Origin of the sequence: Roseomonas sp. KE2513 (genome assembly GCF_016107305.1) — a bacterium.
Classification (GTDB): domain Bacteria; phylum Pseudomonadota; class Alphaproteobacteria; order Acetobacterales; family Acetobacteraceae; genus Roseomonas.
This window is the reverse complement of the sequence record NZ_RCVR01000006.1, coordinates 85,438-112,169: the sequence shown is the minus strand read 5'-3', so window position 1 is coordinate 112,169 and position 26,732 is coordinate 85,438. Positions and strand designations below refer to the sequence as shown.

The 26,732-nt window shown below is 70.0% G+C and carries 23 protein-coding genes; 8 read left to right on the top strand and 15 right to left on the bottom strand.

All coding sequences use genetic code 11. The annotated features are described in order from the left end of the window. Window positions 1–34 precede the first annotated feature (34 nt). Window positions 35–1,996 (bottom strand): ABC transporter ATP-binding protein/permease, encoded by a 1,962-nt coding sequence (locus D9599_RS08290; RefSeq protein ID WP_198380756.1) that lies wholly within the window; start codon window positions 1,994–1,996, stop codon window positions 35–37. A 215-nt stretch (window positions 1,997–2,211) separates the two neighbouring features. Here D9599_RS08290 and D9599_RS08285 point away from each other — a divergent pair, with 215 nt between their 5' ends. Together D9599_RS08285 and D9599_RS08280 are read left to right on the top strand one after the other, a co-directional pair. Then, entirely contained in the window at window positions 2,212–3,057 is an 846-nt protein-coding gene (locus D9599_RS08285) for an NUDIX hydrolase family protein (protein WP_198380755.1), read from the top strand. 30 nt (window positions 3,058–3,087) lie between these two features. Then, the gene (locus D9599_RS08280; RefSeq protein WP_198380754.1) at window positions 3,088–3,936 is read left to right on the top strand and encodes an SDR family oxidoreductase; all 849 of its coding nucleotides are present in this window, start codon (window positions 3,088–3,090) and stop codon (window positions 3,934–3,936) included. Window positions 3,937–3,970: 34 nt separating this feature from the next. On the opposite strand, the gene D9599_RS08275 is transcribed toward D9599_RS08280, so the two are convergent. Together D9599_RS08275 and D9599_RS08270 are read right to left on the bottom strand one after the other, a co-directional pair. Continuing rightward, window positions 3,971–4,690 (bottom strand): SDR family NAD(P)-dependent oxidoreductase, encoded by a 720-nt coding sequence (locus D9599_RS08275; protein WP_198380859.1) that lies wholly within the window; start codon window positions 4,688–4,690, stop codon window positions 3,971–3,973. 145 nt (window positions 4,691–4,835) lie between these two features. Continuing rightward, on the bottom strand, window positions 4,836–5,537 hold the full coding sequence (locus D9599_RS08270; RefSeq protein WP_198380753.1) for a class II aldolase/adducin family protein: 702 nt from the start codon (window positions 5,535–5,537) through the stop codon (window positions 4,836–4,838). Between the two features lie 31 nt (window positions 5,538–5,568). Here D9599_RS08270 and D9599_RS08265 point away from each other — a divergent pair, with 31 nt between their 5' ends. Then, on the top strand, window positions 5,569–6,525 hold the full coding sequence (locus tag D9599_RS08265; RefSeq protein ID WP_232480276.1) for a tripartite tricarboxylate transporter substrate binding protein: 957 nt from the start codon (window positions 5,569–5,571) through the stop codon (window positions 6,523–6,525). Window positions 6,526–6,805: 280 nt separating this feature from the next. On the opposite strand, the gene D9599_RS08260 is transcribed toward D9599_RS08265, so the two are convergent. Genes D9599_RS08260 through D9599_RS08245 form a run of 4 tightly spaced genes read right to left on the bottom strand, consistent with a single transcriptional unit; the run spans window position 6,806 to window position 10,091 of the window. Beyond that, on the bottom strand, window positions 6,806–7,600 hold the full coding sequence (locus D9599_RS08260; protein WP_198380752.1) for a lipid-binding SYLF domain-containing protein: 795 nt from the start codon (window positions 7,598–7,600) through the stop codon (window positions 6,806–6,808). A 36-nt stretch (window positions 7,601–7,636) separates the two neighbouring features. Next, window positions 7,637–8,302, bottom strand: a complete 666-nt coding sequence (locus D9599_RS08255) for a histidine phosphatase family protein (RefSeq protein ID WP_198380751.1) — start codon at window positions 8,300–8,302, stop codon at window positions 7,637–7,639. 44 nt (window positions 8,303–8,346) lie between these two features. Next, window positions 8,347–9,201, bottom strand: a complete 855-nt coding sequence (locus D9599_RS08250) for an ABC transporter permease (RefSeq protein ID WP_198380750.1) — start codon at window positions 9,199–9,201, stop codon at window positions 8,347–8,349. A 20-nt stretch (window positions 9,202–9,221) separates the two neighbouring features. Continuing rightward, window positions 9,222–10,091 carry a GDSL-type esterase/lipase family protein gene (locus D9599_RS08245; RefSeq protein ID WP_198380749.1) on the bottom strand — a complete coding sequence of 290 codons (870 nt, stop codon included), beginning with the start codon at window positions 10,089–10,091 and terminating at the stop codon, window positions 9,222–9,224. Window positions 10,092–10,112: 21 nt separating this feature from the next. Between D9599_RS08245 and D9599_RS08240 the strand changes: the two genes are divergently transcribed. Continuing rightward, the gene (locus D9599_RS08240; RefSeq protein WP_198380748.1) at window positions 10,113–11,306 is read left to right on the top strand and encodes an OpgC family protein; all 1,194 of its coding nucleotides are present in this window, start codon (window positions 10,113–10,115) and stop codon (window positions 11,304–11,306) included. Further along, window positions 11,303–12,049 (top strand): SGNH/GDSL hydrolase family protein, encoded by a 747-nt coding sequence (locus D9599_RS08235; protein WP_198380747.1) that lies wholly within the window; start codon window positions 11,303–11,305, stop codon window positions 12,047–12,049. The genes D9599_RS08240 and D9599_RS08235 overlap by 4 nt, the downstream gene beginning before the upstream one ends. 12 nt (window positions 12,050–12,061) lie before the next feature. Here the strand turns inward: D9599_RS08235 and D9599_RS08230 are convergent, their stop codons facing one another. The 6 genes from D9599_RS08230 to D9599_RS08205 all read right to left on the bottom strand — a co-directional run bounded on the left by D9599_RS08230 (window position 12,062) and on the right by D9599_RS08205 (window position 18,376). Next, on the bottom strand, window positions 12,062–12,859 hold the full coding sequence (locus D9599_RS08230; RefSeq protein WP_198380746.1) for a glycosyltransferase family 2 protein: 798 nt from the start codon (window positions 12,857–12,859) through the stop codon (window positions 12,062–12,064). Beyond that, window positions 12,852–13,310 carry a GtrA family protein gene (locus D9599_RS08225; protein WP_198380745.1) on the bottom strand — a complete coding sequence of 153 codons (459 nt, stop codon included), beginning with the start codon at window positions 13,308–13,310 and terminating at the stop codon, window positions 12,852–12,854. Before D9599_RS08225 ends, D9599_RS08230 begins: the two co-directional genes overlap by 8 nt. Continuing rightward, entirely contained in the window at window positions 13,307–13,870 is a 564-nt protein-coding gene (locus D9599_RS08220; RefSeq protein ID WP_198380744.1) for an HAD family phosphatase, read from the bottom strand. Before D9599_RS08220 ends, D9599_RS08225 begins: the two co-directional genes overlap by 4 nt. Further along, window positions 13,864–15,786, bottom strand: coding sequence for a lysylphosphatidylglycerol synthase transmembrane domain-containing protein (locus D9599_RS08215; RefSeq protein WP_232480288.1), 1,923 nt, complete (start codon window positions 15,784–15,786; stop codon window positions 13,864–13,866). Before D9599_RS08215 ends, D9599_RS08220 begins: the two co-directional genes overlap by 7 nt. A 12-nt stretch (window positions 15,787–15,798) precedes the next feature. Then, the gene (locus D9599_RS08210) at window positions 15,799–16,566 is read right to left on the bottom strand and encodes an NTP transferase domain-containing protein (RefSeq protein WP_198380742.1); all 768 of its coding nucleotides are present in this window, start codon (window positions 16,564–16,566) and stop codon (window positions 15,799–15,801) included. 73 nt (window positions 16,567–16,639) lie between these two features. After that, window positions 16,640–18,376 carry a hypothetical protein gene (locus tag D9599_RS08205; RefSeq protein WP_198380741.1) on the bottom strand — a complete coding sequence of 579 codons (1,737 nt, stop codon included), beginning with the start codon at window positions 18,374–18,376 and terminating at the stop codon, window positions 16,640–16,642. 38 nt (window positions 18,377–18,414) lie between these two features. On the opposite strand from D9599_RS08205, the gene D9599_RS08200 reads away from it, so the two are divergent. Both D9599_RS08200 and D9599_RS08195 read left to right on the top strand, forming a co-directional pair. Then, the gene (locus D9599_RS08200; RefSeq protein ID WP_309228575.1) at window positions 18,415–20,367 is read left to right on the top strand and encodes a lipopolysaccharide biosynthesis protein; all 1,953 of its coding nucleotides are present in this window, start codon (window positions 18,415–18,417) and stop codon (window positions 20,365–20,367) included. A 30-nt stretch (window positions 20,368–20,397) separates the two neighbouring features. After that, on the top strand, window positions 20,398–21,600 hold the full coding sequence (locus D9599_RS08195; RefSeq protein WP_198380739.1) for a glycosyltransferase family 2 protein: 1,203 nt from the start codon (window positions 20,398–20,400) through the stop codon (window positions 21,598–21,600). A gap of 12 nt (window positions 21,601–21,612) precedes the next feature. Here the strand turns inward: D9599_RS08195 and D9599_RS08190 are convergent, their stop codons facing one another. Then, entirely contained in the window at window positions 21,613–23,094 is a 1,482-nt protein-coding gene (locus D9599_RS08190; RefSeq protein WP_198380738.1) for a glycosyltransferase family 39 protein, read from the bottom strand. Window positions 23,095–23,605: 511 nt separating this feature from the next. Here D9599_RS08190 and asnB point away from each other — a divergent pair. Next, window positions 23,606–25,621, top strand: coding sequence for an asparagine synthase (glutamine-hydrolyzing) (gene asnB / locus D9599_RS08185; RefSeq protein WP_198380737.1), 2,016 nt, complete (start codon window positions 23,606–23,608; stop codon window positions 25,619–25,621). Here the strand turns inward: asnB and D9599_RS08180 are convergent. Next, complete coding sequence (locus D9599_RS08180; RefSeq protein ID WP_198380736.1) at window positions 25,548–26,732, bottom strand: glycosyltransferase; 1,185 nt, start codon at window positions 26,730–26,732, stop codon at window positions 25,548–25,550. The genes asnB and D9599_RS08180 overlap by 74 nt on opposite strands.

Genomic DNA, 26,732 nt, shown 5'->3' with positions numbered 1-26,732 from the left:
CTCCTACTGTCTGCTAAGTGTTGGGGCCAGATGGTCAGGCCGGAGCGGGAGCGGAAGACCCTACGGGCTGGGGCGCGGGTGTTTCCACCGGCGCGGGGCCCGAGGCTTCGGGCAGCACGTCGCGCGCGGCGGCAGCGGCCTCGGCGAGCGCCACGGCTTGAGCCTGGCGGCGCCACATGGCCGCGTAGATCCCCTCGGCCGCGACGAGCTCGGCATGGGTGCCGCGCTCGGCGATCCGTCCCTCGGAGAGAACGATGATCTCGTCGGCCTCCACGACGGTGGAGAGCCGGTGCGCGATCACGAGCGTCGTGCGGCCGCGCGAGACGCCGCGCAGCGCCGACTGGATCTCCTGCTCCGTTCGGGTGTCGAGCGCGCTGGTGGCCTCGTCGAGGATGAGAATGCGCGGGTTCTTGAGGATGGTGCGCGCGATGGCCACGCGCTGCTTCTCGCCGCCCGAGAGCTTCAGGCCGCGCTCGCCCACGCGCGTCTTATAGCCTTCCGGCAGGCGCAGGACGAAGTCGTGCACCTGGGCGAGCTTCGCGGCTTCCACCACCTCCTCCTCGGTCGCGTCGGGGCGGCCATAGGCAATGTTGTAGAAGATGGTGTCGTTGAACAGCACCGTGTCCTGCGGCACCACGCCGATGGCCGCGCGCACGCTCTCCTGCGTGACGTCGCGCAGGTCCGCGCCATCGATGGTGATGCGGCCGGCCGAGACGTCGTAGAAGCGGAACATGAGGCGGGAGATGGTGGACTTGCCCGCGCCCGTGGGTCCGACGATGGCGAGCATCCGGCCGGGCGGCACCGCGAAGTCCACGCCGTGCAGGATCTCGCGGTTGAGGTTGTAGCCGAAGCGGACGTTCTCGAACCGCACCTCGCCCCGGCCCGGCGGCAGCGCGGGCGCGCCGGGCTTGTCGGCGATCTCCTGGCTTTCCCGCATGAGGGTGAACATCGCCTCCATGTCCACCAGGCCCTGCTTCATCTCGCGATAGACGAAGCCGAGGAAGTTCAGCGGCAGGTAGAGCTGGATGAGGTAGGTGTTCACCAGCACGAAGTCGCCGACCGTCATCTGGCCCGCCGCCACGCCGCGCGCGGCCATCAGCATGACGACCGTGAGCCCCGCCGCGATGATCGCGGCCTGACCCATGTTGAGGAAGTTCAACGAGACCTCGGACTGGTTGTAGGCGCGCTCGTAGCGGGCGAGGGATGCGTCGTAGCGCCGCTCCTCGTGCCGCTCGTTGCCGAAATACTTCACCGTCTCGTAGTTCAGCAGGCTGTCGATGGCCCGCGTGTTCGCCTCCTGGTCAGTCTCGTTCATCTGGCGGCGGAAGCGCAGGCGCCAGTTGGTGAACATGAGCGTGAAGGTGACGTAGAGCGCGATGGTGCCGAGGGTCACGGCGGCGAAGGAGAAGCTGAACAGCCGCCAGAGGATCACCGAGACCATGAGGATCTCGAGGATCGTCGGGATGATGTTGAAGATCATGAAGTCGAGGACGAAGTTGATCCCCCGCGTGCCGCGCTCGATCACGCGCGACAGCCCGCCTGTCTGCCGGTCCAGGTGGAAGCGGAGCGAGAGCGCGTGCATGTGGGTGAAGACCTGCAGCGCGATCCGCCGCCCGGCCCGCCCCTGCACCTTCGTGAACACCGCGTCCCGCAGCTCCCCGAAGGCAGAGGAGGCGACGCGGAGGAGGCCGTAGCCGACCACCAGCGCCACCGGAACGGCGAGGACAGCGGCAGTGCCGGCCGCCGCCCCCTCCCCCAGATGCGGCGTCAGCGCGTTGACCGCGCGGGAATAGGCGATGGGAACGAGGACATTGGCGATCTTGGCCGCCGCCAGGAGCAACAGGGCGATCACGACCCGCGCCCGCAGCGCCGGCTCCCCCTTCGGCCAGAGATAGGGCGCGAGGCTGCGGAGGGTGGCGAAGGTACCGCGCGGGGTGGTGCTGTCGGTCGCCGAGCTTTTCGGCGGAGTGGTCGGCTGGGTAGTGGCGGCGGACACGCGCGAACTCCGGTGCGGGCCGCGTCCCCGGGCATGGGCGGCCCCGGGGTGGGAGCCGGCGCCGCGCCGGGCGGGTCCGAGTGGGGGGTGCCGGCACCCCTCACGAGGATGGGAACGGCTAGAGCTTACAAATGGGGTCTTCCCGCGCTCAGCGCCAGCCGGGGCGGCCGCATGGCGGGGATGCCGGCCGCGGCAAGGCGGGGCAGGATGGGCGCATGGACCCCTTCGCCCGCCACATCGCCGCCTGCAACAACCTGCCCTCCCCGGCCGGTTACCTGCCTTTCCGCATCGGGGACGAGCAGGTGGGCTGGCTGGAGCCGGACGCTGCCAAGGCCCTGACCTTCCTACCGAACCGTGTGCATTTCGGGCCGGAGGGCGTCTCCCTCGCCGCCGGCATCCGCGGCAGCGCGGCCCGGACCGGCGCGCTGGCGGAGATCGCCCGCACCCTCGCCCGTGCCGGCTTCGGCCGCATCCGGGGGGAGGAGTTCGACGTCAGGGCCACCCCCGAGGGGCCGGTCCTGGGCACGGTGGACCGCGGCGTGCTGCCGGCGCTCGGAATCATCAGCCAGGGCGTGCACGTGAACGGCATCGTCCGCCGGGCCGATGGGCTGCACCTCTGGGTCGGCTGGCGCGCGAAGGACAAGGCGGTGGCGCCGGGCCAGATGGACAACATCGTCGCCGGCGGCATCCCCGCCGGGCTGACACCGGAGCGCTGCCTCGTGAAGGAGGCGGAGGAGGAGGCCTCCCTGCCCGCCGCACTCGCGGCGAAGGCCCGGCCGGTCGGGCGCGTCTCCTACATCATGCGGACGGAGGAAGGGATGCGGCGCGACTTCCTCCACCTCTTCGACCTTGAGATCTCCGAGGGCGTCGAGCCGCGCCCCAATGACGACGAGGTGGAGCGCTTCGAGCTCTGGCCGATCGGGCGCGTGCTGGAAGCGGTGCGCGACACGGAAAGCGTGAAGTTCAACGTGAACCTTGTGCTGATCGATCTGTTCCTCCGCGAGGGCCTGTTGCCGGACCCAGACGGGGCGCTGCGGGCGGGGCTGGACCAGCTGGCCTGACTGCGGCCCCCCCGCAGAAAAGGATGATCCATGATGCAGCCCGCGCTCTCACCCGACTCCGTGGCGGTGGTCACGGGCGGTGCCTCCGGGATTGGCCTGGCCGCCGCGATGCGCTTCGCGCGGGAGGGGCTGCGCGTCTGCATCGCCGACCTGGGGGAGGAAAGGCTCGCGGAGGCGGCCCGCGCCCTCACGTCCGTGGCGCCAGGCGGGGAGGCGGGGGTCCTGGCGATGGCCACGGATGTGAGCCGCCCGGAGGACCTCCGGAGGCTGGAAGAGGCGGTCCGCGAGCGATTCGGCGGCACGGACCTGCTGATGAACAATGCCGGCGTCCAGCCCGGCAGCGCCCTCTTCGGCCCCGCCGAGAACTGGGAGCGGGTGATCGGGGTGAACCTCTGGGGCGTCATCCACGGGACCCGCGCCTTCGTGCCCGGAATGATCGAGCGCGGGCGGCCGGGCCTGGTGATCAACACGGGGTCGAAGCAGGGGATCACCACGCCGCCGGGGGACCCGGCTTACAACGTCTCCAAGGCCGGGGTCCGGGCCTTCACCGAGGCGCTGCAGCACGAGTTGCGGAATACGCCGGGCTGCCGGATCGGCGCGCATCTGCTGATCCCCGGCTTCGTCTTCACGCCGCTGACCGCCAATGGCCGCAGCGAGAAGCCGGCGGCCGCCTGGACGCCCGAACAGACCGTGGACTTCATGATGGAGCGCCTGGCAGCGGGGGATTTCTACATCCTCTGTCCAGACAATGACGTGACGCGGGCGCTCGACGAGCGGCGCATCCTCTGGGGCGCGGGGGACATCGTAGAGAACCGGCCGCCGCTGTCGCGGTGGCACCCGGATTACGCGGAGGCCTTCAAGCGCTTCGTGGAGGGGTGAGGGAGCGGCCGCGGATGCTGCCCTCGGCCATGCCTCACACGTGCTGCCCGCCATTGATGTGGATCTCCGCCCCGTTCACGTAGGAGGAGGCGCGCGAGCATAGGAAGAGGATTGTTTCCGCCACCTCCTCCGCCGTGCCGAGGCGCCGCATGGGAATGTCCCGCTCCACGATCTCGGAGGTGCCGGGGGATAGGATGGCGGTGTCGATCTCCCCCGGCGCGATGGCGTTCACGCGGATGCCGTGAGCGCCGAACTCGTGCGCCATCTCCCGCGTCAGCGCCGCCAGCGCGGCCTTGGAGCACGCATAGGCGGTGCCGGCGAAGGGATGCACGCGCGAGCCCGCGATGGAGGTGACGTTCACGATGCTTCCCTTGCCCGCGGAGAGTTCGGGGAAGAGCCCGCGCGCGAGGGCCGCGGTGGAGAAAAGGTTCACGTTGAACACAGAGTTCCACACGTCCTGATCGGAGCCGAGCGTGCCCAGCCGCGCGCCCCCCTCCCCCTTCGGCGAGATGCCGGCATTGTTGACGAGCGCGTGGAGCTGCCCGTCCGGCAGGCGGTGGCGCACGATGTCCACAAGCCGCGTCACCTCCGCGGGATTCGAGAGATCCGCCTGGATGTGGCTCCAGCGCGCGTTCGGCCAACGGCACTCCTCCGAGAAGGGCTGGCGGGAGACGGTGAGGATGCGCCAGCCCTCGGACTGGAAGCGCTTGACCGTCGCGTGGCCGATGCCGCGGCTCGCGCCGGTGAGCAGCATGAAACGGGTGCCCGCCGGCGCGGGTGTGGTGGGAAGCTGATTCGGCAAAGCCCTGGTCTTTCCGCTGCGCCGCAGCAGATGACGCCGCCGGGCCGGCCGGGGCAAGCGCCCGCCCGGCGCGGGTGGCGGGAAGAGTCCGGCGCGCTCAGCCCTCCAGCCCGGCAATGCGCCCTGCCCAGACGCGGGCGACGGTGTTCGGCGTCAGCAGCCGCCGCGCGGTCTCCGCCACCTCCTCGCGCGAGAGGCCCGGCACGGGGCGGGCCGTGGCGCCCGCCGCCAGCGCGACGGCGGCGTTCTCCACCATGTAGATCGCGACCATGACGGCGGTGGCGATATCCGGCCCGACCACGACCGCGCCGTGCCCCCGCAGCAGCACCGCACGCGACTGGCCGAGGCACGCCGCCAGGGAATCCCCCTTTTCCACCGTGTCCACCAGCATCCCGCCGGCGCCAAAAGGTGCGCTGTCCCAGACCGGGATGTCCCATCCCGCCACGGCGCCGGTGTGAAAGACGGGACGCAGCGGGGGCGCACCGGGCATGGTGAAGGGCAGCAGCGGGCGCGCGTGGTGGTGAATCGAGACCTGCACATCGGGATGCGCTGCGAAGACGCGGGCGTGCAGCACCGCCTCGGAATAGGTGCCGACCGAGTTGTCCTCGCAAACCCCGTCCGGGCCGTGCAAGCGAAGGTCGCCTGGCGTCACCCGGTTCGACGGCAGCGCGCGGGAGAGCCAGAAGCGCTCCGGGTTCTCCAGGTCCCGGTGCGCGACATGGCCGAAATCATCGACGATCCCGTCCCGCGCCAGCAGGCGGTTCGCCAGGGCGAGGTCGCGCAGGATAGCCTCGGTCATGTCGAATCGGTCCCCAGGGATGGCTCAACGGATGCACCGCCGCAACCTGCTGGCAATCGCCGGCCTTCTGCCTGCCGCCGCTGCGCGGGCCCAGTCGCGCGCCGTGCGGGTCGTGGTGCCCTATCCGCCGGGCGGGGGCATCGACATTTCCGGCCGCATTTTCGCCGAAGCAGTGGGGCCGATGCTCGGCGAGTCCTGGGTGATCGAGAACCGCTCGGGCGCGAACGGCGCCGTCGGCAGTGCGGTGGCGGCGCGGGCGGAACCGGACGGGCGAACCCTGCTCTGCAACTCCGACAGCCACCTGTTGGCGCGCGGCGTGATGCGCCAGGTGCCCTACGATCCCATCGCGGACTTCACGCCGGTCGCGCGGCTGGCGATCTCGCCCCTCGTGCTCGTCGGCGCGCCGGGCCTCGCGCCCACGGACCTGCCGGCCCTTCTCGCAGACGTGCGGGCCCGGCCGGACCGGCACGCCTTCGCCAATACCTCCCTCGGCACCTCCGGCCACCTCGCGACCGAGGTGTTCCGGCTGGAGGCCGGGGTGCCCGTGCTCGTCGTCTCCTACCGCGGCACCGGTCCCGCCTTGCAGGACGTGGTGGGCGGACAGACAAGCCTCATGATGGCGCCGCTCCTCTCCGCCTTGCCGCTGATCCAGGCGGGACGACTGCGCGCCTACTGTGTCACCGGACCCGGCCGCGCCGCCGTGGCGCCCGACATCCCCAACGCGGCCGAGGCCGGCATGCCGGCCTTGGCGCCGATCGCCCCCTGGTTCGCTCTCTGGGGGCCGAAAGGACTACCGGCCGCCCAGGTCTCGCGCGTGCACGCCGCTGTCCAGGCCGCGGCAGCACAGCCCGAAGTGCGCCGCAAACTGGCCGAACTGGGCGGGGAACCGGTCCTGGGCGAAAGCCCCGAAGCCTTTGCGGCCTTCATTACGGAGGCGGCGGAACGCGGGCTCTCCATTCTCCGCCGCGCGGGGGTAGAGCCGGAATAAGCAATTTGGGGCTTGGCACCGGTGACTACGGGGAGAGGAAGAAGGAATTCTTCCTCTCCCCGGCCTGCTTACCGTTATCTTTTTCTTCGAGTCCGGACTGCTTCGCGAACGGTGCGCCTCGGGTACTGACCCGAGGCGGCTACGCGCGCAGGAAGGGCACCAAGAGGGAACCAGCCCCCAATTATAGCATTCGCGACAGCCCGACGCAGGTCCAGGAGCCTCGGGCTCCTGGCGGGAGAGGTACCGGAGAGGGAAGAGCCCTCTCCGGCCGCGCAGCGCGTCAGCGCAGGGTTTCGCGCGTGATCGTCCCGCCGCTGGGCGCGGCTTGCATGGGCGGAAGGGCGCTCGGTGCCTGCGCCATGGGGGTCATGGCCGAGGCCCCGCCCGCGCCGAAGCGCATGAGGGCCGCGCGAAGAGGGTCGGCCGCCGGGTTATGGGCCTGCATGTCCACCACGATCTGGCGGGTCGCGACGGCGCGGCCGTAGTAGCCGCTGTTGAAGTCGCTCCGGCTGGAGAGGAGCGATCCCTCGAGGGAGATGCCGGCATAGAGGCCGCGGGTGCGGGCGTAGCTGACGATGTCGGCACCGACAGCGGTGGTGGTGGCCCCGGCGATGCCGCCGCCGATGGTGGCAAGCGCGACGGAGGCGTCGGCGCCGAGCTTCACCTGGCTGTCCATGACGGCGTTGAGGCCCTTGTTGGTCAGGATCAGCATCATGACCTGGGCATCCTGGATGCCGATCTGGAAGCCGAAGCTGGCGGAGCCAATGGTGTAGAAGGCGGGCGAGGACCAGGAGCCGGCGCCATCGCGCGCCGTGAGCACGCAGTCGCCGCCCTGGCCGCCGAAGATGAAGCCGGCGCGGAACAGACGGGGGCAGATGACCACGGCCCGCGCCTGGCCGAGCAGGCGGGTGACGTCGCGGGTCGCGTTCGGGTCACCCTCTGTCAGCATCTCCTGGACGGTGAGTGTTGCGCGGTCCACCAGCCCCTGCATCTCGGACTGGGCGCGGGCGGCGCCTGGCAGCGCGGTAAGGGCTAAACCCGCCACCATCCCGAGGAGCATCATCGTGCGCCGCATGAAGTTCTCTCCCCAACCCCTTGGCAGTGCGGGAGACTAGCCGCTCCCTTCCCGCGAAGCCAGAGCAGCCATGGGCGGGCCCGATGGCGGCTGCTCGTTAACCGTCCGGATGCGCCAATGGCCCCCCTCCCGCTCCAGGGTGGTGAGGGAGAGATTCTTCACGCTGAACTGCAGGGCCTGGTAGGGCGTGAAGGCGCCGGCATGGGCCAGGGCCGCGCGGATCGAGCCGCCATGGGCCACGATCACGACACCGCGATCATCAGCCTCGTCCGCCACTGCCTCCAGGGCGGGGCCGACGCGGGCGACTACGTCGGACAGGGTCTCCCCGCCCGGTGGCCTCTCGTCGGCGCCGTGCATCCAGAAGGGGTGAGGCGGGTCGCGCAGCAGGGAGGTGAATTCCTCGTGCGACAGGCCTTGCCACTCCCCGAGATGCTGCTCGACGAAGGCCGGCAGCTCCGTCAGCTCCGCTTCGGGATAGCCGGCGGCGAAGACGGCCATGGCGGTCGCTCGCGTGCGGGCCAGCGGCGTGCAGTACCAGTTCGCCCCGCGCGGCAGGCGGGAGGCGAGCCAATCGTAAGCTGGGCGATCGGCCGCCAGCGTCTCCTCGCAGAGGGCAACGTCCATCGAGCCATAGGCGATCAGCCGGGCGGCGGGCACGACGAGCGCGTGGCGGATGAGGAAGATGCGGGGGCTGTCCGTCATGGCGCGGTCCTACGACACAAGGCCGCGCGGGACGAGGCCCCTTCCTATTCCCCGATGGTCAGCAACGCCCCGCTGTCGCGCGCCCGGTGGAACTGGCGCATGAAGACCCAGCCCATCGCGCCGATCCAGAGGAGGTCCAGCGCGAAGGCCCAGCCGAGATGGCTCCAGGCCACGCGCCCTTCGATCAGCGCGGCCCGCATTCCCTCGAAGACATGGGCGGAGGGGGTGGCCAGCGCGACGGGCTGGAGCCAGCCTGGCAGGATCGAGACGGGGTAGTAGACCGCCGAGATGGGCGCGAGGCCGAAGAGGACCGACCAGGCCAGCGATTCAGCCCCTGCCCCGTGCCGCAGGATGAGGGCGGTGACGCCGAGTGCCACGGCCCAGCCCATCATCATCAGCGCCGCGAAGAAGAGCACCACGACCGGCCCGAGCGAGAAGAGCCCGAAGCCGTAGAGCAGCCAGGCGAGCAGAACCGCCGGCAGCACGCCGACGAGCATGCGGATCGCGCTCATGAGGATCAGTGCCGCCACCAGCTCCCAGGGGCGGAGCGGGGAGACGAAGACGTGGCCGAGGTTGCGCGACCAGATCTCCTCGAGGAAGGAGATGGAGAAGCCCATCTGGCTCCGCAGCGTCACCTCCCAGAGCAGCACGCCGCCCAGCAGCACGCCCGCCGCGAGGGTGGCCGTGTTCTGGCCGACGCCCGCGACATAGGCCGTGACGAAGCCCCAGACGGTCATCTGGAGGACCGGCCAGTACATCAGCTCCACCACCCGCGGCCAGGAACGGCGGAAGAGGGCGAGGTGGCGATAGACCATGCCCCACACCCGCCGTGCGGAGGCGAGCGCGGGCGAGCGGGGCCGCGGCTGGGGGCGCACGGGCGCGGTTGCATTCCCGGTCATGTCAGGTCTCTGCCGCCTAGTCAGCGCGCCCGCCCGGCATCCGCCACCTCGGCCGCCGGGGAGAGAACGGGGCGGAGGGCGGCGAGGATGCTATCCGCCAGGGCGGCCGCGACGCAGTCGTAGCCGAGGTCGGTGTGGTGCAACCCGTCCGGCCCGATCACCGCGGCGGTCGGCACTCCCTCCCCCTGCCAGCGCCGCATCAGGGCGGAGCGGGAGAAGAGGGGCACGCCCCTATCATGCGCGATGCCGGCCGTCTGGGCCAGGATCTGCGCATTTCCCTCAGGCCAGGCCTGCAGCTTCGGCGCCTCCTGGTTGTCCATCAGCACGACCTCGATCCCGGCGGCGCGAAGGCGGTCGAGCCCGGCCTCCACCCTCTCGCGATAAAGGGCGGGCGGCATGGCGCGCAGCACGGCATTGCTGCCGACCTGCCAGATCACGAGGGTAGGGGAGGCCTCCAGCACGTCACGCTTCAGGCGGCGCATCATCTCCGCCACCTCCTCCCCTCCCCGGCCGCGGTTGAGCACGGTGACGAGATGGCCGGGCAGGGCCGCGCGCAGCCGGGCCTGCAGGCGCGCGGGATAGCTGGCCTCCGGGCTGCTGGCCGCAAAACCCTCCGTGGAGGAGGAGCCGAAGGCGAGGATGCTCACCGGCCGTCCCGCCGCCATCGTCGCCGCGGTGGCCGGCAGGGAGAGGGGCTGGACCGGCGCCGCGGGGCACTCCGCAGCCGCCGCCCGCAACGCCGAGAGGGGCAGCGCGAGAAGGGCCAGGCCGCAGATGATCAGCACGCGGAGCATTCCCCAGTTTGCCACGCGGCCACGGATTCCGCCAAGCTCGACCAGCCGGCAGCTGCCCGCGGCGTTACCGCTGCGGCCGCCCGGTGGCGGTGCCATTTTGCACGCCTGGAGGATGTCATGGAGGGATCGGCTCAGGCCTCGCCGGGTGCGACCGCCCCCGCCGCGGGCGGGCGGCGCCCTCGCGACCTGCGGGCCGATTTCTTCCGCGGCATCGCCCTGTGGTTCATCTTCATCGACCACATCCCCGATAACCGGCTGGGCAACCTGACCCTGCGCAACATCACCCTCTGCGACGCGACCGAGGCCTTCGTGCTGCTCGCGGGCTATGCCGGCGGCATCGCCTACGGCGCCGCGCTGGAACGGGAGGGATGGCTCTTCGCGGCGGCGCAGGTGCTGCGGCGGGTGGGCACGCTCTACGTCGCGCATATTGTGCTCTTCGTCATGTTCACGGCCCAGGTCGGCTACTCCGCCGCGGCGATGGACGCCTCGATCTACATCGACGAGTTGCACCTCGACGCTTTCGGGGAGCAGCCCTACCGCGCGCTGCTGGAAGCCTTGCTGCTGCGCTTCCAACCGGCCTTCCTGAACATCCTGCCGCTCTACATCCTGCTTTTGCTGCAATTCGCGCTCATCCTGCCGCTGATCCGCCGGCCGCGGCTGCTGCTGGGGCTCTCCCTGATCCTCTACGCCGCGACGCGGCTGCTCGGGCTCGAGCTGCCGACTTGGACGGGCGGGGGATGGTTCTTCAACCCCGGCGGCTGGCAGCTTCTCTTCGTCATCGGGGTGCTGATCGGGCATCGCCCGCCCGACGGCGTGCCGGGACCCCTCTCCTTCCCCTGGCGACGCTGGGCGGGCGGTCTGGCATTGGCCTGGCTTGTCTTCGCCTTCGCCCTGCTCTTCCTCGCCTGGCACCGGCCGGATCTCGGCCAGCTGGCGCCGCGCTGGTTCACGGGGCTGCTGACGGACGTGGACAAAACGGCGATGCACCCTTTCCGCCTCGTCTCCATGCTCGCCCTCACCTACCTCGTCGCCCACTGGGTGCCGGCCTCGGCGGCCTGGCTGCGGAGCGGCGCGGCCTGGCCCTTCCTGGCCATGGGCCAGCAGGGATTGCCCGTCTTCTGCAGCGGCATCCTCTTCTCCTTCATGGGGCGGCTTGCGCTGGAATATGACGACCGCGTTATGATGCAACTGGCGGTGAACGTCGCCGGATTGGCCAGCCTCGTCGCCGTCGCCTGGCTGTCGGGCTGGTACAAAGGGAAGGAACGGGCGCGGCGCGCGAGCCCCGCGATCCCCTCAGGGAGGCCGGCATGAGGTGTTGCAGCCCGCGCGTCGCGTTCCTGGTACTGGCACTGCTCCTGCCGGCGCTGCCCGCCGCGGCCTCGACCTGCGAGGCGCCGCCTGAGCTGCTGGACGCCGCCCTGCCCCTGCCCGCCACCGAGCGCGCGCTGGCAGAGGGCGCCCTTCGCGTCCTCGTCGTCGGCTCCGCCTCCGTCTTCGGCCCTGGCAGCAGCACCCCGGGCCATGCCTGGCCCGCGCGGCTGGAGGCGAGCCTGCGGGAGAGCCGTCCCGACTTGCGGCTGGAGGTGAAGGTCCTCGGCGGGCGCGGGCTGACGGCGGCGGACATGCTGATGATGATCGAGGCCGCGATGGACCCGGCCCCGCAGCTCGTGGTCTGGCAGGTCGGCACCGTGGAGGCGGCGCGCGGCATCGAGCCGGACTGGCTGGCCGACCGGCTGGCCAGCGGCCTCGGATGGCTGAAGGACCGCGGCATCGACACCGTGCTGATGGACCAGCAGTTCTCGCGCTTCCTGCGGGCGAACGCCGATATCACCGCCTATCAGGACACGATACGCATCGCGGCAGCAGGCCAGGGCGCCGCGGTCTTCCCACGCTACGAGCTGATGCGCTTCTGGGCGGACACGGACCGGATCGACCTCGAGCGCGCGCCCCGCGCGCAGCGGTCGGCCTTGGTGGACCAGCTGGGGGAATGCCTCGGCCAGACGGTCTCGGCCTTCGTGCTGCGCGGCGCGGCCGAGGCGGCGAAGTTGCGCTAAGGGCCGGCGACCTCAGGCGGTGTTCGTCCCGAGCACTTCGAACTCGTAGGATTCCCGCGGGATGTCGCGGTGCTCGCCCTCGCGGAAGGCACGCCGGCCGAGGACGTATTGGCGCAGGATCTTCAGGGTCCGCAGGGATTGCGACACCATCTTCACGTTGGAGACCTGGTCCGACTCCCGCCAGCTGATCGGGAAGAACATGAACTTGCGCCCGCCGTCGATGAGGCCGAGGAGGAGATAGACATTGAAGCGCAGGTCGTCGGCGTAGCGGGCGATACCGGGGTCTGCGAAGACCGGGCGGGCAAAGATGTTCAGCCCGGAGCCAAGATCGAGCACGCGCCGGAAGGACACGCCTGTGATGAGCGCGTTGAAGACGTGGTTCCCGAAGATCCGGAAGCGCGAATAGCCCTCCAGCCGCGATCCCCTGGCAAAGCGGGCGCCAAGGCAGGCGTCGTAGCGGTGGTGGTCGCCGCGCTCGATCACCGGCAGGAGGTCGGCGATCGAGCCCTGGTCGTCGCCGTGCAGCACGACGACATGGGTGTAGCCCTGGCGGACGGCGTGGGCGAAGGCCGACTTGTGGGAGCCGCCGAGGCTGTAGTTGTCGCGGTTGCGCGCCACCGTGACCGGGCATGTCGTGACGGAGCGCGCGGCCTCGATCGCCACCTCCGCCGTGCCGTCTCGGCTGCCGTTGTCCAGGACGAGGATCTCCGCGAAGACTCCGGGCGGCACCGCCGCGAACTGCGCGAGCACACGGCCGATCTGCGGGGCGCAGTTGTAGGCAGGGATGAAGACAAGCATTCGGTCAGCCATGGACGGATCCGCCACCCTTCAGGTCACGTTCGATGAGGAAACGGGATACGAGGAAGTTGAGGATCAGCTGGGGCGGGGTGACGAGCACCTTCGCGATCGCCGCCAGCGCCGTGGCCGAGAGCGCAACGCCCTCCGCCCTGGCCAGCCCGCCCAGCCAAGCGGTGATCATGCCAACGCCGGCGGAGGCGATGAGGATGACCGAAAGCGTATAGGCGAGATAGCCCGCGACGCGCAGCCCCATTCCCCCGGCGGCCTTGTTGAAGACCTTCTCGCGCGACAGGAGGAAGACCGAGAGCGCCGCGATGCTGGAGCTGATGATGTTGGCCGCGAAGGGCGCCATGCCGGCCAGCCGCACGAGCAGGAGAAGAATGCAGGTGTCGGCGATCCAGCCGAGGCCGGAGAGCCCACCGAATTTAAGAAAGTTGATCAGCCAGGGAGGCAGGTTCCTCATGTGCCGCTCGTCCAGCGCAGGACATGGCCGCCGAAGGCCCGAGCGGCGGCGAGGCCGGTCTCGGAGTCCTCGATGACCATGCACTCCTCCGGCCGCACCCCGAGCTGCCGCGCCGCCAGTTGGTAGCCCTCCGGGTCCGGCTTGGCGCGGGAGACGTGATCGCCGCAGACGAGGATGTCGAAGAGGTCGCGCAGCGCGAAGCGATCGAGGATCGCCTCCGTGCTGCCAGAGGCCGCGGTGGTGACGAGCCCGGTCGCGAGCGAGCCGAGACGCGTTGCCCGCAGCAGGTCGGCCAGTGCCTCGTTCGGGCGGATCAGGCGGAAGAAATCGGGGTAGATCGCCCGCTTTCGCCGGGCCACCGCCGCCGGCTCCGTGCCGGGTGCCTCGGCGAGAAGCTCCGGCAGGAAATCCCCCCAGGCGCGGCCGGTGATGCGCGGCAGGATCGCCTCCGCCTCGACGGCCACGCCGTGCTCGCCGAGCGCCGCGGCATAGGCGGCGGCGTTCGCGCGCTCGCTCTCGACGAGGGTACCGTCGAAATCGACGAGAACGGCCCTCAGCATTTCTCGTACTCGTCGAAGTAGCGCTGCACCAGCAGGCAGAGGCAGCCGAGGAAAACCAGCCCCGCATAAGCCCCCTTGCGGAACTTGTAAGGCGTCAGGCGGAAATAATGCACGACCTCGTGCAGCCGCACCTCGCGTAGCCCATCCTCGCCGAGGTTCTCGCGCATCCAGGCCGTCGCCCGCTCGTGCAGCACGGCGTACTGGGCCGTGCGCGCGATGGGGAAGGTGAGCACGCCATCCCCGTAGGAGCAGGAGATATCGCGGTTGAGGGACTCGTAGCCGAGATGCAGCGACTGCAGCAACTTCGCGTAGTCGAGCAGCGGGGACTCGAAGATATTGCCGACGTTCGGGTCGATCAGGAACCAGTGCGAGGTGCGCACCGGATCGGCCAGGATGTTCTCGATGGTGAGGTCGCCATGGATCGTGGCCGTTTCCCGCCGGTGGATGCGGCTGGTGACGAAATCCGGGGCGGCGAAGCGCTCCAGCAGCCCGATATCCACCTTCACCCCATTCACCAGCACCGTGTCCCCGTCGAAGAAGAGCGGGAAGGCGTCCTGGATGTTCCGCAGGTTGCCCGCGACCTTCTCCCTCGCGTAGCGCTCGATGACCTCCGGACCGGCGGGCGCGCCGCGGGTGCGCTCGTGCAGCGCCCGCATGGCGTTCAGCACGTCCTCAAGGATGCGCCAGGAGGATTCGATATCCGAGGAGTGGATAATGTCGAACAGATCGCGCGAGGTTGGGGAATACTCCATGTCGTAGAGGAAGCGCGAGCCGATGCGGGACTGGTCCGTGATCCGCACGAGCGGCAGGTCGGTGCCGTGCGTCTCCAGCCAGCGGCACTGGTCGTGCAGCTTCCCCGCGGCACTGCCGAGCGCGTATTTTCGGATGCGAAGCTCGTTGCCGACCTGCACCATGGCGGTCAGCGCGTCCGAGCCACCGCGGAACATGCGCTGCACCACCGCGTCCCCGATCGCGTTCGCCTCGAAGTCGGAGACCAGGTCGGAGGCCCCGCTGAAGCGGCGCATCAGGAAGCCGCTGTACTGCTCGGCCTCCGAGAAGCGGTTGCGCGAGCGCGGCAGGCGGTGGACGTAGAGCATCGGGTCCGAGACCCAGCTGATAGCCCCGCGCAGCGTGACGCCGATGCGCTCCCTGAAGATGCCGTAGCCGAGGACGAGGGCGAAGGGCGCGACGGTATAGAGAAGGAGGATCGCGGCCTGCCCCATCCCCTCATACAGCAGTGAGAGGAAGGCAGGTTCGAGCGGCGCGCCGTGGATGACGATGAACAGGCGCTGGAAGTCCACCCCCACCGCCCGCGACAGCATAAGGTAGGAGAGTAGGTAGAGCGCCCACATGGCCGCGCCCTGCGCGACGATGCGCACCCATTGCGCGCTGGCCTCGGACAGCACCTCAGGCAGAGACCAAGCCCCGTCGAGGATCACCAGGCGGATGCGCGGGTTGAAGATCGAGGCCGCGAGCCAGACGAAGTAGCGAAACCGGGCGGAGCGCTCGACCAGCACGGCCGAGAGAAACACGCCGCCCACCACCAGCACCGCGCCCGCGGTCCAGGCCCAGACATCGACATCCGAGAACACGCCGGCGGCCGTGAAGACGAGGACGAGCACCCAGACGGCCAGCAGGTCGAAGGCGCGCTCGACCACGATCGTGGCGAGCACATAGGCGAGGTCGCTGCGCGTGCGGGAGGCGTAGTAGACCCCGCGCGCGATCTCGCCGAGCCGCAGAGGCAGGAAGGCGTTGAGCACATAAGCGAGCGAGAGCGCCAGGAAGCCGGTGCTGGAGCGCGGCGTTCCGATCTGGCGCAGCAACAGCGACCAGCGCAGCACGCGGACGAGGTGGCCGAGCACGAGCAGCGCGAGCGCCGCCACGAGACCGAGGGCCGAGACCCATTCGGGGTTCATCGCCACCCCCGTCTAGCCCCGCACATCGGGGCCGCGCCAGGAACCGAAGCCCCCGATCCGCGCGAGCGCCGCCTCGTACTCCGCCGGGGTACCGAAGGAGAGGTGCTCGTCGAGCAGCACGCCGCGCACCTTCTCCCCCGCCGCCACCATCGTGTTGTAGATCCCGCTGACGAAAAGCTCGGGATAAGGGCAGTCCGCGGCATAGGCGCGGGCGTGGCCGAGGAAGGTCTCACGATTCCGGAAGCCATAGGCACCGGCGATGGCGAGGTCGCTGATCGCCTCCTTCTCCACGGTGCGGAGAAGATCGCCCGCCTCGTCATAGGCCGCGTAGGAATAGGCGGGCGCAGTCGCGTGGAAGTGGCAGAGGAAGCCCGCGGTCTCCGACGGCATGGCCGGCAGCGCCGCCGCCAGCCGATCCGCGCGGAAGGTGTGATCGCAGTCGTTCACCACCAGCCAGCCATCCTCCGGCACGCCCTCGCAGCCGGCGACCGCGGTTTCCAGCGCGCCCGATGTCACCTCCGGCAAGGCGATGATCGAGGCCTGCGGGTAGCGGTCCAGGATCTGCCGGTCGATCGCGTGCGCCTCGATGTGCTCGGCCAGCACGACGAAGCTCATCGACTGGAGGTCGAAGCAGCGCCGCAGCGCCTCCGTCGCCCACCAGAAGAAGGGCTCGCCATCCAGCAGGAGAAGCGGCTTGGGCAGGTCGAAGCCCGCCCGGCCAAAGCGGCTGCCACGCCCCGCCATCGGCATGACCAGGTTCACGCGCGTCCCTGCCGTCATCTCTCGATGCTCCTCGCACTCGATCCAACGCACCGGCCGCCGCGCGCCCTGCCGTTCATCGACGGGCGCACGGCTACTGCAGCAACCGGGTGCGCGCGAGGAACAGGTCCTCCGCCACCTTCCTCTCGGCCGGCGTCACCGGCGCGTTGAGGTATCTCGCCACCGCCGCTACGGGCGCCTGCGCGATGAGGTAGACCTGACGCCGCAGCGCAGGGTCCGCCCAGTCCGGCACGATATCGCCGGGCGGCCGGAAGACCTCCGTCACGCCCTCCTCGCGCCCGGTGCCCGCGGGGGAATGCGCGGCCGGGCGCCAGCCGAGCACGAGCGCCGTGGCATCGGCGAGGCCGGCGTCGCGCAGGCAGGGCAGCCCGCCTTCCTGCCAGTTCACGGCCTCGCGCTGGCCCGGCACGAAGGGAAGATGCGTGCGCACGTGCAGCACTGTCGTCCCCCCGCGCGCGAAAACCTCGGCGACGCTGCGGCAGGCCTCAGGCAATCCCTCGTGCCGCGGGGCGAAGCCGTGTTCGAGCAGCAGCAGGTCCAGCAGGCGATCGGAGTTCCAGTAGGTGGAGACGAAGACCTTGGGCGGCCCGCCCTGCGCATCGCGTTCGATGGCCTGATCGATGGCGGCGATCCCGCCATTGAGGTCGTCGAGCCAGCGCGTCCAGATGAGCGGCGACCAGATCCTGCCGATGAGCGGCCGCGGCCCGTCATTGTCCACGCCCAGCCGCGCGATCTGCCAGGAGGGCACCCGGACCGGCGGCGCGAGGAGGGCAAGGACGGCGACCGCGAGCGCCGCGGAGAGCACCATGCGGGGCAGGCCGCGGGCGCGCAGCACCGCGCGCCCTCCCTCGACGATGGCGATGGCGATGAAGGGCGCGAGCGGCAGGAGGTAGCGCAGCTCGTAGAGGGAGCGCCCATAGGCCGCGAGATAGATGAGCGGGACGAGGATGCAGAGCAGCACCTCCCGCCAGCGCCGCTGGGCGAGGAAGGAGGCGAGGCCGAGCGGCAGGAGGATCATTCCGGGCAGGGCCAAGCCATAGACCGCGTGGCGCAGCAGCGAGACGAAGCCCTCCTGCCGGTCCCAAAGCGCAATGGCGCGCGAGGCGACGGAGAAGATCTCAAGGTAGTTGAGGCCGAAGGCGGCGTAGACCCCGAGCGGGATGAGGGCGATCAGCGGCGCCGCGAGAAGGGCGTGCGCGAAGCGGGCCCGCCAGCTCGGCAACTCGAACCACATGAGCACCGCGAAGGCCGGAAGGACGAAGAGCGCGTCCGGCCGCGTGGCCGCGGCGAGCCCCATGAGCACGGCCGCGACCGCCGTTGCGGGAAGCGACAGCCGCGTCCAGAACACCGCGATGGCGAGAGTGGTGAGGCCCGCCGAGAGAACGTTGTCGTTGAAGAGGTAGGCGGATTCGAAGATCGGGGGGAAGAGCAGGCAGGCGAGCGCGCCGAAGGCCGGCGGGACGCGATAGACCCGCGCGAGAAGATAGACGACGGCGCCGACGAGCAGCACCAGCGACGCGAGCATCACCAGCCGGAAATTCACGAGCGTGGGAAGATGATCGAGCGCACCCAGCCCCGCGATCACGGCCGTGCTTCCCAGCCGCGTGACGAGGAAGAAGCGGCCGCTGAAGGGATAGAGAAGATCGATGTCCTGCAGCTGCCCAGAACGAAGACCAAGGGCATTGATGCCGATGCTCGGCTCGAAGCCTTCCGTATAGGTGGCGTGCAGGACAGGGAGGATGAACCACGCCAGCACCACGAGGCTGGCGACCATGGCGAGCGGGCGTAAGGCTTTAGACGATCTACCCACCGGCGAATCCTGTCTGTTGGGCCACGGAACGAGACAGAATGCACCTCGACTACCGGGTGGCAGGCGGCCCTTCGTTCTACATTAGCAAGCGTTCGCTGCGCTGCAAACGCCGCGGCAGGTCACATCACCGATGGCAAACGGCTTTGCACGCGCCCTGCATGGCATCGCGCTCACATCCCTGTCATCGTTCCTGCGGGGCCACCCTTCCCGGCGAGGCCTTGCCGCGCATCCGCCTTGATCCGCAAGCTTCTTCGGCCGTGCCGACGAGGCCAGGCGATCATGATCCTGTGTGCAGCACGAACTTTGAGCGCTTACAGGTTTGCGGTAAACGACCGCACCGCCGGCCCGTGATCGCGCGGCGATCACGTTTCCGAGCAAGGCCGGGTGGTAACTGTGACGCGACCGTTGCGATGGCGTTCGTTGTCGGCGTATCCGCCAGGAGTGCCGGAGAGGGGACGCCAGCACGGCCGCCGCTTGGCCAACCGCATGACGAGAGCGATCGGCTCGCAAGGAACCAGCGCGTGGCGTCGATAAGACAGGGCTTTGCGTGGATGACGATGGCGCAGGGCACCCTGTTCGTCCTCCAGTTCGTCGTCTCGATCCTCATCGCGCGGCTGCTCGGCCCCTACGAGATGGGCATCTTCGCCATCGCGCTCTCGATCGTGGGCCTGCTCTCGATCGTCCGCTCCTTCGGGCTCGGCTCCTATCTCATCCGTGCGGCGGAGCTGACGCAGCCTCTGAAGCGCACGCTGTTCACGATCAATGGCGTCCTCGCCGTTGCGGTGTCGCTCGCCATCCTCCTCCTCAGCCTCCTAGGCGGCGCGCTGCTGAAGGAACCGGGCGTGGAGGACCTTCTCCGTGTCATGGCGATTCTGCCGCTGATCGGGATCTTCGACTTCATCCCCTCCGCCTCCATCGAGCGGCGCGGGGAGTTCCGGCTCGTCGCCATCGTCAATGTCTTCCGCTACTCGCTCGCGAACGCGGCGACGCTTGCCTTCGCCTATGCGGGCCACGGCTACATGAGCCTCGCCTATGGGCAGGTGATCAGCGCCCTCGCCGCGGCCGTCCTGAACAACCTCTTCGCGCGGGACTCCATCGTCCTCTCGCTGGGGTTGCAGGGATGGCGGGATGTGGTGCGCTTCGGAACGCAGGTGCTCGCCATCTCCGCCATCAACGGGCTGCAGGGCAGGATGGCGGACCTCGTGCTCGCGAAGTTCCTCGGCCTCGCCGCCTTCGGCATCTATTCCCGCGCGACGAGCCTGACGGGCGTGCTGTGGGAGAATATCCAGATCATCGTCCTGCGCGTGCTCTTCGTGGACTTCGCGGAGCAGAAGCGGCAGGGGATCTCACTGCGCCACAGCTACCTGCGGCTTACGCAGGTGCTGACAGGCTTCCTCTGGCCGGTCTTCGTCGGCATCGGCGTCGTCTCCGGGCCCCTGGTCCTCGCCCTCTTCGGCGAGAAGTGGCTCGACGCGGTCATGCCGCTGAGCATCCTCTCGCTCTCGGCCGCCCTCTTCGTGCCGATCATGGTGGCCTATGACATCTTCGTCATCTCCAACGAGACAGCGCGCCAGACGCGGCTGGAGATGATCCGCGCGCCCGCCTCGCTCGCGCTTTTTGCCATCGGCTGCCTCGTCAGCCTCGAGGCCGCGGCGGCGACGAAGGTGTTGGAGGCGGTGATCATGTACCTCGTCTACCGTCCGCATCTCGAGCGCATGACAGAGACGCGATGGGCGGATTACGTGCCGATCTACGGCCGCAGCCTCCTGCTGGTGGCCGCCGCCGTGCTGCCGGCCGCCCTTGTCATGCAGTTCTACGGGTGGTCGCCCCAGGCGCCGCTGCCGGTGGTCATCGCGGGCGTGGCGGCCGGCGGCCTGGCCTGGGTCGCCCTCCTCTGGGCGCTGCGCCACCCCCTCTTCGAGGAGGGCGCCCGTCTCCTCTCGAAGCTGCTGCGCCGGCCGCGCGCCGCCGTTGTGGCGCCCCAGGCCTGAGGCCGAGTTAAAGGCCAAGTGAAGGAATTGATGATGCCCGCAGACGGCCAGGCCCTGATCGACGTCCTGATTCCCGCCTACAACAGCGAGGGCACGATCGAATCCTCCGTGCGGTCCATCCAGGACCAGACGGTCCGGTCGATCCGCATCCTCGTCATCGATGACGGCTCCAGCGACCGGACCTCGGAGATCGTCGCGGCCATCGCGGCGGCGGACTCGCGAGTCCAGCACATCCAGAAGCCCGGCAACAGCGGTATCGTGGACACGCTGAACATCGGCCTCGCCCGCTGCACCGCGCCCTATGTCGCGCGGCACGACGCCGACGACCTCGCCTATCCCAACCGCTTCGAAGTGCAGCTCGCCTACCTGGAAGCAGACCCGGACCTCATCGCGGTCGGCGCGGTGGCCCGCCACGTGGACGAGTGGGGCAACCATACCGCCGCGCATGGCAGCTTCTCCCGCCCGCCGCCGCCAGAGCTGGCTGACCCGCGCAGCTTCCCCTCGCGCGAGCCCTATCTCATGCACCCCTTCCTGATGGTCCGGCGCGAGGCGCTGGTGGCGGTGGGGGGCTATCGCTACGTCATGCATGCCGAGGATACGGACCTCTACTGGCGGCTGCAGGAGCGCGGCCGCCTTCACAACCCGCCGGACCTGCTCGGCGACTACCGCTTCCACACGGGCAGCATTACCAGCGGGTCCGTCCATAACGGGCGCATCGGCGCGCTCGCCTCGCAGCTTGCCGCCATCTCGGCGGTGCGCCGCCGGGCCGGGCGGCCCGACCTCGACTTCCCGCCCGAGCGGCTGGCGCAGTACCGGGCGGCGGCAGGCGTCACCGACCTTCTCCGGATCGCCTCCGCTGACCTCACGCCGGAGGAGCGCGCCTATCTCGAGGTCGCCGTCGCCGCCAAGCTGCTGGAGTCCGCGAGCTACCGGCCCTACCTGCTGGAGGGTGCCGACTGCCGCTTCATCCGCACAACGTTGACGGCCAACTGGCACCGTCTCAGCCCGGAAGAGGCGGCGGAGATAGAGGAGAAGCTCGTCGCGGTGGGCACCCGGATGTTTTACCACCGCCGCCTTCGTGAACTGACGATGCTGCTGCCCCGGGCCGCCTTCGTGCGGACCGTCCGCCGCGTGGCGGGAATCACCTTGCAGACCCGGCTTCAGCGCCTCCGCCGGGCGCGCGGCCGGCTTCGGTCGCGCCGGGAAGGAGACCAGCGCGGCAGCGCGGCCTGAGGGCGCAGCCCCTCAGCGCCGCTCCGCGCGCGGGGGATGCCAGAGCTGGACGGTGACGAGCGGGAAGGAAACAGCCGCGTCCGCGCGGTGTCCCCGCCCAAGGGCCTCCGCCAGCGCGGCAGGTTCGACCCGGTCGTGCCAGGGGCTCGATACGGCCCATACGCGCTTCCCCTCCGCGGCCGCCACGAGATCCGGCAGTTGCTCCTTCTCCCCTACCGGCCTGACGAGGCGCCGCAGCGGGGCGGCGTAATAGCCGATGACAGCATCGACGCCGGGCGGCGGCGGCGTGACGATCACGTCCCCCGGCCCGGCGGAGGCTGCGATGAGCGCGACGGCGCTCCGCCAGTCAGGCCGGCTCCACTCGGCGTGGTAGGCATAGAGGCCGGCGGCCTGAGCGGCCATGACGAAGCCGACGAGTACGAAGCCCGCCACCCGCCCGCCATAGGCCACCATCGCCGCGGCGATCAGAAGGTAGAGCGGCAGCAGCGACCAGAGATGGATCCTCGTCACGAAGATCGGCGCCACGGCAAAGCTGACGGCGATGGTCAGCACGAAGGGCAGCACGCCCGCGAGGATCGCGAAGGCGAGGAAGCGAGGGTTCCGCCGCGCGGCCCAGAGCCCGAGCGCCGCGACGAGGGCGAAGCCCGCCGCCGCCACCGTGGTGAGGCGGACGGAGAGGATTGCGTTGAGCTTCTGCGCCAGCATCGGCCCGATCGTCTCCGCGATGACGCGCGGCGTCGGCGGCGGCAGCCAGGCGACGAGCCCCTTCGCGTTCGCCATCAGCACCGAGAGGACGGGGACCGAGGCCGCGAGGATGCCGAGGAGCACGACATTGGCAAGGAGCCAGGTGAGGCCCGCCGCCCGCCCGCGCCCGCCGAGCCACCAGCCCACCAGCATGATCAGCGACGCCGAGGGGATGACGAAAAGGCCAGCCATCTGCGTCCAGAGCGCGAGGGTGGAGCCGAGCACGAAGACGAAGGCGCCCTTGAGCCGCGCCCCCCGCTCCTCGGGCGCCGTCGCGAACCTCACGGCACCCCAGAGGGCGACTGAGGCAAGGAGCGGCAGCAGCGAGTACATCCGCACCTCGGTGCTGTACTGCACATGCAGGGCGGAGGTGGCGAGCAGCGCGGCCGCGAGCAGCCCGACGCGGAGGCCGACCAGCATCCGGCCGATCGAGAACAGCACGGGGATCGTCAGCACGCCGAAAAGGACGCTGAGCGAGCGCAGGGCGAATTCCCCGGCTCCGAAGACCGAGGTCCAGGCGAGCAGCGCCAGGTAGTAGAGGGGAGGGTGGGTGTCCGCCATGATCAGTTCCATGGCGCGTGCCCGGTCGAGCACCGCGACCTGGACGCTGAAACCCTCGTCCACCCAAAGTGACGAAGATGTAAGATGCCAGAACCGGACGCCCAGCGCGACGAGGACGATGCCGGCGAGAAGAAGGCGCGCCCCTCCAAGGCCGGTGTCGTGCCGGCGTGCCCTGCTCGCTATTGCCAAGGAAAATCCCTCTGCTCTGCCGCTTCCCGCTCTGCGCGGCGCGCAAGGCTTGCTGTAGGTCGTCTGGCGCTTCGGCATCTATACCGGATGACCGGAGCGGATATGAATCGACGCTGTCGTGATCGGAAACCGCCGGGCGAGCCGCTCCAGGCCATTTATCGCCGAGAAGTTACAACGCACACTGTCTTTACGATAAGGTTTAGTTGCTAATCCCTGCCTATGAGAAGTCCACAGGTTGCCGCCGGGAGGTCGAGCCGCGACGTGACCGAGAGAACTGGCGAAAGGCAGGGAGACCGCTGGGCGACCGATGGCAGTGCGGGATGGCTCCCAGGCTCCGCCCCTTGCCGACACGGCAGAGGGCCGGCGGCACCCCCACAGTGACGACGGCGCAGGGCTTGCGGCGGACCAGTTCCGGACGGCTTGATCGTGACCGGGATGGTCGCGGCCGATGCCTGCCGGTAGGCTTCCATCAGTGGGCCGCGGGACGGTCGATCGCGGGGGGACGGCCTGAATGTGCGGACTGACCGGCTTCTGGTCGCCGGCACACTTCGGCAGCGCGGCCGCTGCCCGCGGGATCGTCGAAGCGATGCGCGACCGGCTCACGCATCGCGGGCCAGACGATCACGGTACCTGGATCGATGCGGAGAGCGGCATCGCCTTCGGCTTCCGCCGCCTCTCCATCATCGACCTCTCCCCCGCCGGCCACCAGCCGATGGCCTCGGCCGACGGGCGCTTCGTCGCTATGATGAATGGCGAGATCTACAACTTTGCCGAACTTCGCGCCGAGATCGACGCGGCACGCGGCGGGCATCCCTGGCGCGGGCACTCCGACACGGAGGTGCTGGTCGAAGCCATTGACGAGTGGGGGATCGAGCGGGCGCTGGGGCGTGCCAACGGCATGTTCGCCATCGCCGTCTGGGACCGGCGGGAGAACTCTCTCTCCCTCGCGCGCGACCGGATCGGTAAGAAGCCCATGTATTACGGCTGGATGGGTGGCCACTTCCTCTTCGGCTCCGAGCTGAAGGCGCTGCGGGCCCATCCCGCCTTCGACGGCCGCCTTTCGACCGAGGCACTCTCGGGCTTTCTCCAGATCGGCTACGTCGTCGGGCGGCGGACGATCTTCGCTGGCCTCTCCAAACTGCCCGGCGGGCATATCCTGCGCCTCGACGCTCGGGCGGCGGGGCGCCGAGAGTCCCCGGAGCCCAGCCCTTACTGGGACCTCCGCGGCGTCGCGGAAAACGGGCTGGACGCCCAGGCCGCCGGCCGCCCGGCCCAGCAGGAGGAGTTCGAGGCGCTGCTGCGGGACTCGGTCGCGCTCCGCATGGTCGCCGACGTGCCCGTGGGCTCCTTCCTCTCAGGCGGCATCGACTCGAGCCTTGTCACGGCGCTGATGGCCAAGGGTTCGGCCGGCGCGGTGCACAGCTTCGCCATCGGCTTCAACGTGCGCGAATGGGACGAGGCGCCGCACGCGCGCGCCGTGGCCGAGCATCTCGGGACGCAGCACGAGGAGGCCTATCTCGGCGCCGCCGACATCCAGGACATGATCCGCGACATCGCCGAGGTCTGCGACGAGCCGCTGGCCGACGACTCGATCGTGCCCACAACCTTGCTTTGCCGGCTCGCGCGCCGCCAAGTGACGGTCGCGCTCTCCGGGGATGGCGGTGACGAGCTGCTGGCCGGCTATGCCCGCTACGCCGCGGTGAACGACTGGCTGGAGCGGCGGCAGGGCCTGCCGCGGCCGGTGCGGGCCTTGGCCAGCCTCGTCTCGGGCGGGCTGGCGCCGGCGGCAGAGCGGCTGGGGCAGATGCGCGTGGCGCGCCGGCTGCGGCTGCTCGACTGCCTGATGGGTTCGGGCGACCCGGACGAGGTCCACCGGATGCTCGTGTCGCAGACGCTCGAGGCGGATTCGTTTCTCGCCAGCCCCGCCGGACTGCCAAACCCGCTGGAGGATCCGCGCTACCTGCTTGGCCGCTCGACCCCGATCGACCGCATGGGCTTCACCGACCTCACGAGCTACCTTACCGACGACATCCTGGCGAAGGTGGACCGGGCGAGCATGTCCACCTCGCTGGAGGTGCGCTGCCCCCTGCTCGACTACCGCGTCATCGAGATGTCATGGCGCTTCCCCACCGCCGCGAAATACGCGGCCGGGGAGGGCAAGCTCCCGCTGCGGCAACTACTCTACCGGCACGTGCCGCGCGCCTTGGTGGACCGGCCCAAGCGCGGCTTCGGCGCGCCGGTGGAGGTCTGGCTGCGCGACGAGCTGCGCGACTGGGCGGAGACGCTGATGAGCCCGGCGGCGCTGGCCCGCCACGGCCTGCTCGATGTCCGCGCCTGCCGGAAGCTCTGGGAGGATTTCCTCCACCGGAACCACTCGTTCAACCGCGTCATCTGGAACCTGCTGATGTTCCAGGCCTGGCACGCATCGCTCGACCACGCGCGCCCGCAGCCCTTCAGCGGGCAGGAGCCGTGGCAGCCAGATGCGACAGATGCTCGTGCAGCTGCCGACCGTTTCGTTCCCAACTGAAGCGCTCCGCGCTCTCCCGCACGGCGGCCTGGGGGGGCGGGTCGGCCAGGACGTCCCGGATGGCGGCGGCGATCGCCGTCGGCGTCCGCTCACGTAGCAAGCGGCCGGCCGCCGGGCGGTCGATGGCCTCCGCGGCCCCGTCCACGTCCGGCGTCACGACCGGGGTGCCGCAGGCGAGCGCCTCGACCCAGGCATTGGCCAGCCCCTCGCTCTTGGAGGCGAGGGCCATGACGTCGGCGGCCCCCAGGATTCCCGGCAGCTCGGCATGGGGGCGATTGCCGAGGAGCCGCACCCGCTCCTCCAGCCCGCGCTGGCGGACGAGGCGCTCCAGCCGGTCGCGCTCCGGCCCTTCCCCCACCACGAGGAGGGTGGCGCCCTCGACCTCCGCCATGGCCTCGATCACCAGCTCGTGTCCCTTGCGCGGGATGAGCGACCCGAGGCTCACCACCAGCGGCCCCGTCACGCCAAGGTTGCGCTTCGCTGCCGCGCGGTCGCCCGGGCGGAAGCGCTCGAGGTCGCAGCCGGTGTAGTGCACGGCGATCTTGGCGGCATCCATGCCCATGCCCGCCATGTCCCGCGCGAGGGACTGCGAGACAGCGAGGAGGCGGCCGGCCCGGGCAGCGGCCCTCATGATCCCCTTCCGGCAGCCAGGGCGTGCGCCCCAGTAATGGATGTCAGCGCCCCGCGCCTTGACCAGCAGCGGCACCCCGAACTCTGCTGCCAGCCGCTCGGCGGCAGGGCCGTCGGGATAGAAGAACTGGGCGTCGATCACGTCGAAGGCGAAGCCCTCGTCCCGCCAGCGCGCGATCACGGGGCGGGCTGCCCGGGCCAGGAGAGCCGGGTTGAAGCGCCCGCTGAGACCCGGGATCGTCAGCATGCGCGGCCGCGCGACGCGGACACCCTTCCAGCTCTCCTCGGCCGGCAGGTTGCGCAGGGGCCGGTAGTGGGGGTGTAGGTCGAGTGGAAAGGGGGGCCGGCCGATCGGGTTGACTACGCGAACCTCCACCCCCTGCCGGGCAGCGAGGGCGCGGGTCTGTTGCTCCACGAAGACACCGAAGGTCGGTCGCGCGGCGTTCGGGAACAGCGTGGAGATGGTGAGCACGCGCAGCAT

What these genes read in the sequence shown, in the direction of transcription:
- D9599_RS08235 (WP_198380747.1), top strand. Translation starts at nt 11,303, where the DNA reads ATGAGGTGTTGCAGCCCGCGCGTCGCGTTCCTGGTACTGGCACTGCTC.
- D9599_RS08250 (WP_198380750.1), bottom strand. Translation starts at nt 9,201, where the DNA reads ATGACCGGGAATGCAACCGCGCCCGTGCGCCCCCAGCCGCGGCCCCGC.
- D9599_RS08245 (WP_198380749.1), bottom strand. Translation starts at nt 10,091, where the DNA reads ATGGCACCGCCACCGGGCGGCCGCAGCGGTAACGCCGCGGGCAGCTGC.
- D9599_RS08220 (WP_198380744.1), bottom strand. Translation starts at nt 13,870, where the DNA reads ATGCTGAGGGCCGTTCTCGTCGATTTCGACGGTACCCTCGTCGAGAGC.
- D9599_RS08240 (WP_198380748.1), top strand. Translation starts at nt 10,113, where the DNA reads ATGGAGGGATCGGCTCAGGCCTCGCCGGGTGCGACCGCCCCCGCCGCG.
- D9599_RS08255 (WP_198380751.1), bottom strand. Translation starts at nt 8,302, where the DNA reads ATGACGGACAGCCCCCGCATCTTCCTCATCCGCCACGCGCTCGTCGTG.
- D9599_RS08215 (WP_232480288.1), bottom strand. Translation starts at nt 15,786, where the DNA reads ATGAACCCCGAATGGGTCTCGGCCCTCGGTCTCGTGGCGGCGCTCGCG.
- D9599_RS08180 (WP_198380736.1), bottom strand. Translation starts at nt 26,732, where the DNA reads ATGCTGCGCGTGCTCACCATCTCCACGCTGTTCCCGAACGCCGCGCGA.
- D9599_RS08230 (WP_198380746.1), bottom strand. Translation starts at nt 12,859, where the DNA reads ATGGCTGACCGAATGCTTGTCTTCATCCCTGCCTACAACTGCGCCCCG.
- asnB (WP_198380737.1), top strand. Translation starts at nt 23,606, where the DNA reads ATGTGCGGACTGACCGGCTTCTGGTCGCCGGCACACTTCGGCAGCGCG.
- D9599_RS08280 (WP_198380754.1), top strand. Translation starts at nt 3,088, where the DNA reads ATGATGCAGCCCGCGCTCTCACCCGACTCCGTGGCGGTGGTCACGGGC.
- D9599_RS08200 (WP_309228575.1), top strand. Translation starts at nt 18,415, where the DNA reads ATGCACCTCGACTACCGGGTGGCAGGCGGCCCTTCGTTCTACATTAGC.
- D9599_RS08275 (WP_198380859.1), bottom strand. Translation starts at nt 4,690, where the DNA reads ATGCTGCTCACCGGCGCGAGCCGCGGCATCGGCCACGCGACGGTCAAG.
- D9599_RS08285 (WP_198380755.1), top strand. Translation starts at nt 2,212, where the DNA reads ATGGACCCCTTCGCCCGCCACATCGCCGCCTGCAACAACCTGCCCTCC.
- D9599_RS08270 (WP_198380753.1), bottom strand. Translation starts at nt 5,537, where the DNA reads ATGACCGAGGCTATCCTGCGCGACCTCGCCCTGGCGAACCGCCTGCTG.
- D9599_RS08260 (WP_198380752.1), bottom strand. Translation starts at nt 7,600, where the DNA reads ATGCGGCGCACGATGATGCTCCTCGGGATGGTGGCGGGTTTAGCCCTT.
- D9599_RS08265 (WP_232480276.1), top strand. Translation starts at nt 5,569, where the DNA reads ATGCACCGCCGCAACCTGCTGGCAATCGCCGGCCTTCTGCCTGCCGCC.
- D9599_RS08225 (WP_198380745.1), bottom strand. Translation starts at nt 13,310, where the DNA reads ATGAGGAACCTGCCTCCCTGGCTGATCAACTTTCTTAAATTCGGTGGG.
- D9599_RS08210 (WP_198380742.1), bottom strand. Translation starts at nt 16,566, where the DNA reads ATGACGGCAGGGACGCGCGTGAACCTGGTCATGCCGATGGCGGGGCGT.
- D9599_RS08195 (WP_198380739.1), top strand. Translation starts at nt 20,398, where the DNA reads ATGATGCCCGCAGACGGCCAGGCCCTGATCGACGTCCTGATTCCCGCC.